Origin of the sequence: Vibrio sp. V08_P9A1T1 (genome assembly GCF_963874405.1) — a bacterium.
Classification (GTDB): domain Bacteria; phylum Pseudomonadota; class Gammaproteobacteria; order Enterobacterales; family Vibrionaceae; genus Vibrio; species Vibrio anguillarum.
The window spans coordinates 1-7,357 of record NZ_CAWNIB010000075.1 but is presented as its reverse complement, the minus strand read 5'-3'; the positions used below and the strand labels follow the sequence as shown (position 1 = coordinate 7,357).

The following is a 7,357-nucleotide window of genomic DNA, read 5'->3' as shown; positions in this document are numbered from 1 at the left end:
ACAATGGGCTGTCAACAAGTGCAGGGCTACTACCTAGGACACCCAATGCTAGTGGAAGATCTCATTAACCATTTGTCCTTGAATATTAATTAAAAATCTCACCTATAAAATGAGTAGTACGCTCAGTATTTATTAAGCTGATGAGGTACGTATTTAGCGAGTTTGGTTGACTGCCGCTTCTTTGCAAGGCCGCTTCTTCACCCTCATGCACTGACTCTCAAAGCAAGAGGGCGAAGATTTTTCATAGCAAGCTTCAGTTACCTAATTCAGCATAGTGTTCCTAAAAAAGATAAGTCTCATAACGAGCAAATGACAAACGATGGCTACAAGGTTTGCTGTAGTTGGAAATAGCGGCCTTGTTTGGCCAATAACGCTTGGTGGCTACCGTATTCTACGATTTCACCTTGTTCAATCAGGCAAATAGCATCCATTGTTTCTAACTCGACCAAGCGGTGAGTAATAAAGAGGACCGTTTTATGCGCAAAATGCTGTTGAAACAGGGCCAGAATTTGCTGCTCGGTTTGTTTATCCAAGCCTTCCGTGGGTTCATCGAGTAATAAAATGGAACCGTTATGCAGCAGCGCGCGCGCGATACCGATGCGGCGTTTCTCTCCACCAGAGAGCTGACGGCCGCCGTCACCCAGCCATGCGTCCAAACCTAGATCGTCCAATAGAGTATGTAAACCGACTTGCGTTAAGGCGTGAGCTAACTGTTGATCGTTTGCGCTTGGATTGGCCATCGCGAGGTTGTCTCGCAGCGTGCCATTGAGTACATCTACACGTTGGCTAACCACACTGATGGTTTGGCGAAGTTCGCTCTCATTCCATGCTGTTAAGTGGGTACCTGCAATGGAGACGCTACCTTGCTGTGGATCCCAATAGCGTGACAGCAGTTGCATTAAGGTCGATTTGCCAGAGCCTGTTTGCCCCACTATCGCAACGCGATGCCCTGCGGGAATATGGAGGTTGACACCGCGTAGCACATCTTGGCTGCTGTCAGGATAGTGAAAGGTTACGTCTGAAAATTCAATATCAAATTGACCTGAGTGCTGAGTTAAAGCGGTAGGAAATTGGACTTCAGGCTCAGCCAAAATAATATCGTTGAGGCGGCGAGCAGAAGTGAGTGTTTGCCCTAAATGTTGAAATGCACCAGCAATCGGCATCAGCAGTTCAAAACTTGCCATAGTTGCAAAAGCCACCAGTGCAATCATCGGGTCGGGTTGATTGCCTGCCACACCATCGGCGGCAAGCCAGATCACTAACACAAGCGTCCAGCCATTAGCGAGCATGAGCAGTGCTTGTGCAAGGCCAGAAAAATGAGCGTTAGCCAATTGATTGACCAGCAATTTTTGCTGCGCGCTAAGAATCGCTTCACGGTAACGGCTTTCTGCACCAAACAGGGTCAGTTCACTGTAGCCTTGCAACCAGTCAAGCGTTGCAATACGCAAATCCGCCTTGTGCTGGGTGAGCTCGGCACCATTACGCTGACCCAGTTTATAAAAGAGGACTGGCCACACGAGTAGTAGCGTTAGAAGAATTGCACCAAGGGTTAAGCCAATGGCAGGGTCGAACCAACATAAGAATGCCGTTAACGCACTAATGCCCAGTACACCCACGGTTACTGGGCTGATTAAGCGTAAATAGACGTGATCCATAGCATCGATATCTGCCACTAGACGGTTGAGTAAATCAGCGTCTCTGAGGTTTGACACACGTCCTGGGATCAGTGGCGCGAGTTTTTGGAAGAAGAAAATACGCAGATCCGTCAGCAGCTTGAATGTAGCATTATGGCTGACAACACGCTCACCCCAACGTCCTGCAGTGCGTCCCATGGCAAACCCACGTACAAACGCGCCCGGTAGCATGTAGTTGAATGTTTCACGAGCAATGGTTAAGCCAGCAATGGCCGCTGCGGATAAAAACCAGCCGGATAAGGTCAGTAGACCAATCGAGGCAAACAGGGTTAAAAAGGCCAGCAGCATACCGAGAGATAAACCAAACCAGTGCTTTTTATACAATTTAAGGTAAGGGATGAGATCACGCATCAAGGTTCCCCTTATTGGCTTCATCAAGCGCTTGATTAGCTTGTAACATATCGGAAAACAGGCCCTTTTGCTGGCTGAGTGTGTTGTAATCGCCTGTTTGAACTATCGCCCCATTTTGCATCACCAAAATCTGTTGCACCGATTTTAATGGTGCTAATTGGTGCGTCACGATTAAAGCGGTGTGGTGTTGAATTTGGCGGTTCAAACCTTGCATCACTAACTGTTCGCTGCGGGCATCTAAGCTGGCGGTTGGTTCATCAAGTAGCCAAAAATTGCCGTTTTGTAGCAGCGCGCGAGCAAGTGCAATTCGCTGAGCTTGTCCGACAGATAATCCACCAGATCGATCGGTGATGGCGTAATCCAAACCATGTTTGTCGACAAATTCAGCCGCATAGGCATTATCTAAAGCCGAATGAAGCGCTTCGTCACTCATGTCATGCTTGCCGAGGCTGATATTCTCAACGATGGTTCCGTGCACCAATAGTGGGTTTTGCCCAACCCAACTGATCTGCTTACGCCAGCTGGTATGCTCAAGATTGCTCAGTTCAATACCATTGATTTTCAAACTGCCTTGGTAAGGCATGAAGCCTAAAATGGCGTTTACTAAGCTGGTTTTACCTGCACCGCTTGGCCCGACAAGCGCAGTGGTTGAATGGTTATCTAACGTAAATGAAATTGGGCCGACCAAGCGTTTTCCTTCTGGGCTAAACACTTCGAGATCTTGCGCTACAATGTCAATCTGCTGTGCACCGTCGAGCGAGATAGATCCTGATTTCACCTTGCTGATGTCTGTTTCCAAAAACTCGACAATGCTTTCAGCCGCGCCGACAGCTTGTTGTTTGGCGTGATAAAAGGTGCCCAAATCACGTAATGGTTGATAAAACTCAGGCGCAAGGATCAAGATAAATAGGCCGGAAAATAGAGTTACGGCTGTACCGTAGTAGCCGAAATTCAACTCGCCAATAAAGCTAAAACCAAAGTAAACGGCGGTGATGGCGATCGATATCGAGGTGAAAAATTCTAACACTGCTGATGATAGAAAGGCGATTTTCAATACATCCATTGTGCGAGTACGAAAGACTTCAGAAGCGCCTTTAAGCTGATCGGCTTCGGCTTGTGTGCGGTTGAATAGGCGTATTGTGGTCATCGACTGCAGGCGATCATAAAAGTGACCAGATAACCGCTGCAGAGCTTTGAAATTTTTACGATTAGCATCGGCCGCTTTCATACCGACTAAGGCCATAAACAGCGGCACTAAGGGGGCGGTGATTAAGAAGATCAAACCCGCCGCCCAGTTGACGGGAAAGACCACAATCAAAATCATAAACGGGATCAACACAGATAATGACATCTGCGGTAAATAGCGCGCAAAAAAGTCCTGCATGTTTTCGACTTGTTCAAGCAGTAATGTTGCCCATGCACCGGCAGGCTTACCTTTAATGTAAGCAGGGCCCAACTCGCGAACTTTATCCAGTATTAACTGACGGATATAAATGCGGATCTGCTCTCCGCAGCGAAAACCCGCAATTTCACGCCCCCATGCGCACGCGGCACGTGCGGCAATCGTCACCACCAAACCAAGAAAATAGGGAATGAGCTCTGCTTTATCAACTTGTTCAATAATCAGTTGATGCAGAATGGAGGCGAGGAGTGCGGCCTGAGCCAGCAAAAACACACTTGATAATACGCCAAGGCCAACAGCAATCATTAACCAGCGTTTTGCCAGTTTACTTTGCTGTTTGAGCCAATTATTCAAGCTACGTTGCTTTTTCTTATCCATTTCGAAGGCTTAATGAGAATTATTATGTAAACGGAAGGGCGGTAGTATACAAAATAAAGCCCGATGGATATACCACCGGGCTGTAGGGTTTTGTTATAAAACTGGAAAATAACCTTTTGCTTACTTGTCGTTCATGCCTACTTATCGTTCAAGCTATCTAGGTAACGTTCCGCATCTAAGGCGGCCATACAACCCGTTCCTGCCGAAGTGATCGCTTGGCGATAGTTGTGATCCATCACATCACCAGCAGCAAACACACCTTCAATACTAGTTTGAGTTGCATTACCATCAAGGCCAGATCTGACCACGATATAGCCCTCTTTCATCTCTAGCTTACCAGCAAACATGTCGGTATTCGGTTTGTGACCAATCGCGATAAAGACGCCCATCACGTCCAGATCTTCTGTCGTTTCTGATTGGGTGTGTTTCATACGAACACCCGTCACGCCAGTCTCATCACCTAAGACTTCCTCTAAGGTACGGTCAGTGTGTAGCACTATATTGCCGCTTGCGACTTTATCCATCAGACGGTTAATCAGTATTTTTTCTGCGCGGAACGAATCACGGCGGTGGATGAGGTGAACTTGTGCCGCAATATTAGATAGATAAAGCGCTTCTTCCACAGCGGTATTGCCGCCACCTACAACGGCCACTTTTTGGTTTCGATAGAAAAAACCATCGCAAGTAGCACAAGCGGAAACTCCTCGTCCTTTAAAGGTTTCTTCTGAATCTAAACCTAGGTAACGTGCGGATGCACCTGTTGAAATGATCAGAGCATCGCAGCTATATTCTGCACTATCGCCTTTAAGGCGGAATGGCCGCTGTGAAAAATCAACTTCATTAATATGATCAAACACAATCTCAGTTTCGAAGCGCTCTGCATGCTCTTTCATTCGCTCCATTAGAGCAGGGCCCGTGAGGCCTTCGGCGTCTCCTGGCCAGTTTTCTACTTCTGTAGTGGTCGTTAACTGGCCACCTTGCTGCATACCGGTAACGAGAACTGGATTAAGGTTAGCGCGAGCTGCGTAAACGGCTGCCGTATAACCAGCCGGGCCTGAACCAAGAATAAGAAGTTTGCAATGTTTCACGTTGCTCATGGGGACTCCAGTATCGAAAATGCTCGAAAATTTAACACGATTGTAGGGAATATCTCGAGTCAATTAAAGCGATTACATGGGCTAGCTTAGAAATAATCGTTATATAGCCAAACTAAGCAATGATGGGACTTGGCTAATAAGTCAGCCAACGTGTTTTTAAGCAATTTCGGCCGCTGGCTTTAGCCGCATAAAGCAGTTGGTCGACTTCTTCACACAATGCTTGGAGGTCTAAATCAGTATTCGTTGCGGTCAACACGCCAAAACTCGAAGTGACGGATACCGATTCTCGTGATTCGGTTACAAAATCGTGGTCTTCAATTTTTCGGCGTAAGGTTTCGGCAATTTCGCTAGCGACGCTTAAGTCAGTGTCGGGTAGTAAGATGAGAAACTCTTCCCCACCGTAGCGAGCGACAACATCGGAAGAGCGTACCGATGACTTAAAGATAGCCGCAATTTCCACTAATACTTGATCGCCGAAGGCGTGACCATAAGTGTCATTAATGACTTTAAAATAATCAATATCGGTCAAAATAAGGCTAATCGGTTTTGCATCTTCATTATGTTGGATTTGTTCGTCTAATTGCGCTGAGTCGAATGGTTCGGCGTTTTTTTTAGGTGAAGATTGACCTTTGAACCAAGTTTGTTGCCACATCAAAATCCGTTGTGCGAGTTTAATAAGCGCTTCGCTACTATTTTGGTAAGATTTGGATTGATGTTTTGCAAATCGTTCTTCCATGTAGCGTCGATTATACAAGCCAGTCAAGGTGTCCGTTTTGGCAAGCATGCCCATTTTGATGCGAGAGCGGTTGGCCCAGATAAATATGACCAATAATCCGATTAATGCAAGAGCAAGGAAAAAGACGATTTCACCTAATAGATGAAACGTTTTCTGATGGTTTTCAATCTCTAGCTTTTGAAGTACGTTGTTCCAGTTTAGATCCTGATTTTCATATTGTAGACGCTCAAGATCAAACAACATTTGTTGTCTCTGTAAGTTCTCTATCTGTTCAACATTGCGAAGTGTGAGCGATCGTAAATGATAAAAATCATAAGTTTCATAGGCTTGTTTGTAGTTATTTTGCCCAGCATAAGCCTGTGCTGCCACTTTTAACAACTCTATCTGTTGAATAAGTAGATTTGATCTTTGTTTGATATGTGCAATGAGTGGTTCTACAAATTCAATCACTTCACCGTAGCGTTTTTGTTCCAATAGATCTTGTGTTTGTAATAGCTGAAAAGTGGCAAGGTAGCCTGGTTGGCTTTCTCTGTACTGCAGTTCCTCTGCTTTTTTCAAGAAAAAGCGCATTTGATCTCGGTTGTTGGTATCTCGATAAAGCCGTGCAAGTTCGATGTTAATACGAAAGCGATGTCGCCCGTCACCCAGTATTTGTGCCAGCTTGAGTGCGGTTTTATAGGTTTCGATCGCCGCCGTGATTTGATTACGTGACTCTTGCAACTTAGAGATGTCGAGTAAGCTAACCAACTGGCTATAAGACATTTTACGTTGCTTGAAGTAACTGTAGGAATTTTCAAGTAACAGCTGTGAACGATCAAAATCTTGTAGCTGAACCAGTATTTGACCTAGACCGTGAGATATTCTCTCCATTAACTCTTTGTTATCAATGGATTTTGCTGTGTCAATTGAGGTCATTATTGCGGCGTACGATTTTTTAAACTCGCCTTGCTCTTGGTAATAGAGGCTTTTAGCTAGTAATACTTCTGATTCGATTTGTGCATTGTGATCGTTTCCTGCTTCAACTAACAGTGCGTCAAGTTTCGGCAACACGTCGACTTTTTGGTGCCGTAAAGCTTGAATCTCTCTTAGTTTGAGAGTGAGCGTTTCAACGTTGGTGTGTTCTGTTCGCTTTAATCCTAATTGTGCCGCTTCTAAGCTTCTATCATATTCCTCTAGTAGCCCATATACAGTGGCTTTGGCCAAATAGTAACGTACAACGAGAGCGGAAGGCTGTGACAATATGATGTAGTCTTCTTCTAGTTCACTAATTTGTGCTTTTGCCTTGATCGGTAGTGAATAGGTGATCTGCTCAATGCCCTCCAATGCTTGGAGAAATTTATCTTTAGGATCCATAGCCGCATAGGCATTGATTACACTGAAACCTAATGCGATGAAAGTCCACAGTGTGACTTTAATACTAGAGTTCACGAGTTGAGGATCTCCTTATCAGTTGAGCGATGTTTCAACTAAGCCTTAATAGTCAAATATATCAATTAGTTTGATGATCTAGTATTAACTTTAGTCTAATTTTTGGCGTGGCTTACTACTTAAATGGTGCTAATTTCGAGTTAATGAGATGCTATATGGCTCATGGATTAATACATGCTAAATTTAGTCGAATCGAACTGATAAATTAGTTACTGATATTTCCTTTAAACCCGCCCATGGTCTACATACCATTCCTACATCATCCTAATGT

At 45.0% G+C, this 7,357-nt stretch carries 4 protein-coding genes; all 4 read right to left on the bottom strand.

The window, feature by feature from the left end:
• Window positions 1–323: 323 nt before the first annotated feature.
• Window positions 324–2,045, bottom strand: coding sequence for a heme ABC transporter ATP-binding protein/permease CydC (cydC, locus tag AACT21_RS04015; protein WP_094129421.1), 1,722 nt, complete (start codon window positions 2,043–2,045; stop codon window positions 324–326).
• Complete coding sequence (gene cydD, locus AACT21_RS04010; protein ID WP_017044626.1) at window positions 2,038–3,825, bottom strand: heme ABC transporter permease/ATP-binding protein CydD; 1,788 nt, start codon at window positions 3,823–3,825, stop codon at window positions 2,038–2,040. The genes cydC and cydD overlap by 8 nt, the downstream gene beginning before the upstream one ends.
• 137 nt (window positions 3,826–3,962) lie before the next feature.
• Entirely contained in the window at window positions 3,963–4,922 is a 960-nt protein-coding gene (gene trxB, locus AACT21_RS04005; RefSeq protein ID WP_029189734.1) for a thioredoxin-disulfide reductase, read from the bottom strand.
• Window positions 4,923–5,055: 133 nt separating this feature from the next.
• Complete coding sequence (locus AACT21_RS04000; protein ID WP_094164231.1) at window positions 5,056–7,086, bottom strand: GGDEF domain-containing protein; 2,031 nt, start codon at window positions 7,084–7,086, stop codon at window positions 5,056–5,058.
• Window positions 7,087–7,357: the final 271 nt, after the last annotated feature.

Excerpts from the sequence above, each read along its gene's own strand:
- cydC (WP_094129421.1), bottom strand. The coding sequence starts at position 2,045 with ATGCGTGATCTCATCCCTTACCTTAAATTGTATAAAAAGCACTGGTTT.
- cydD (WP_017044626.1), bottom strand. The coding sequence starts at position 3,825 with ATGGATAAGAAAAAGCAACGTAGCTTGAATAATTGGCTCAAACAGCAA.
- trxB (WP_029189734.1), bottom strand. The coding sequence starts at position 4,922 with ATGAGCAACGTGAAACATTGCAAACTTCTTATTCTTGGTTCAGGCCCG.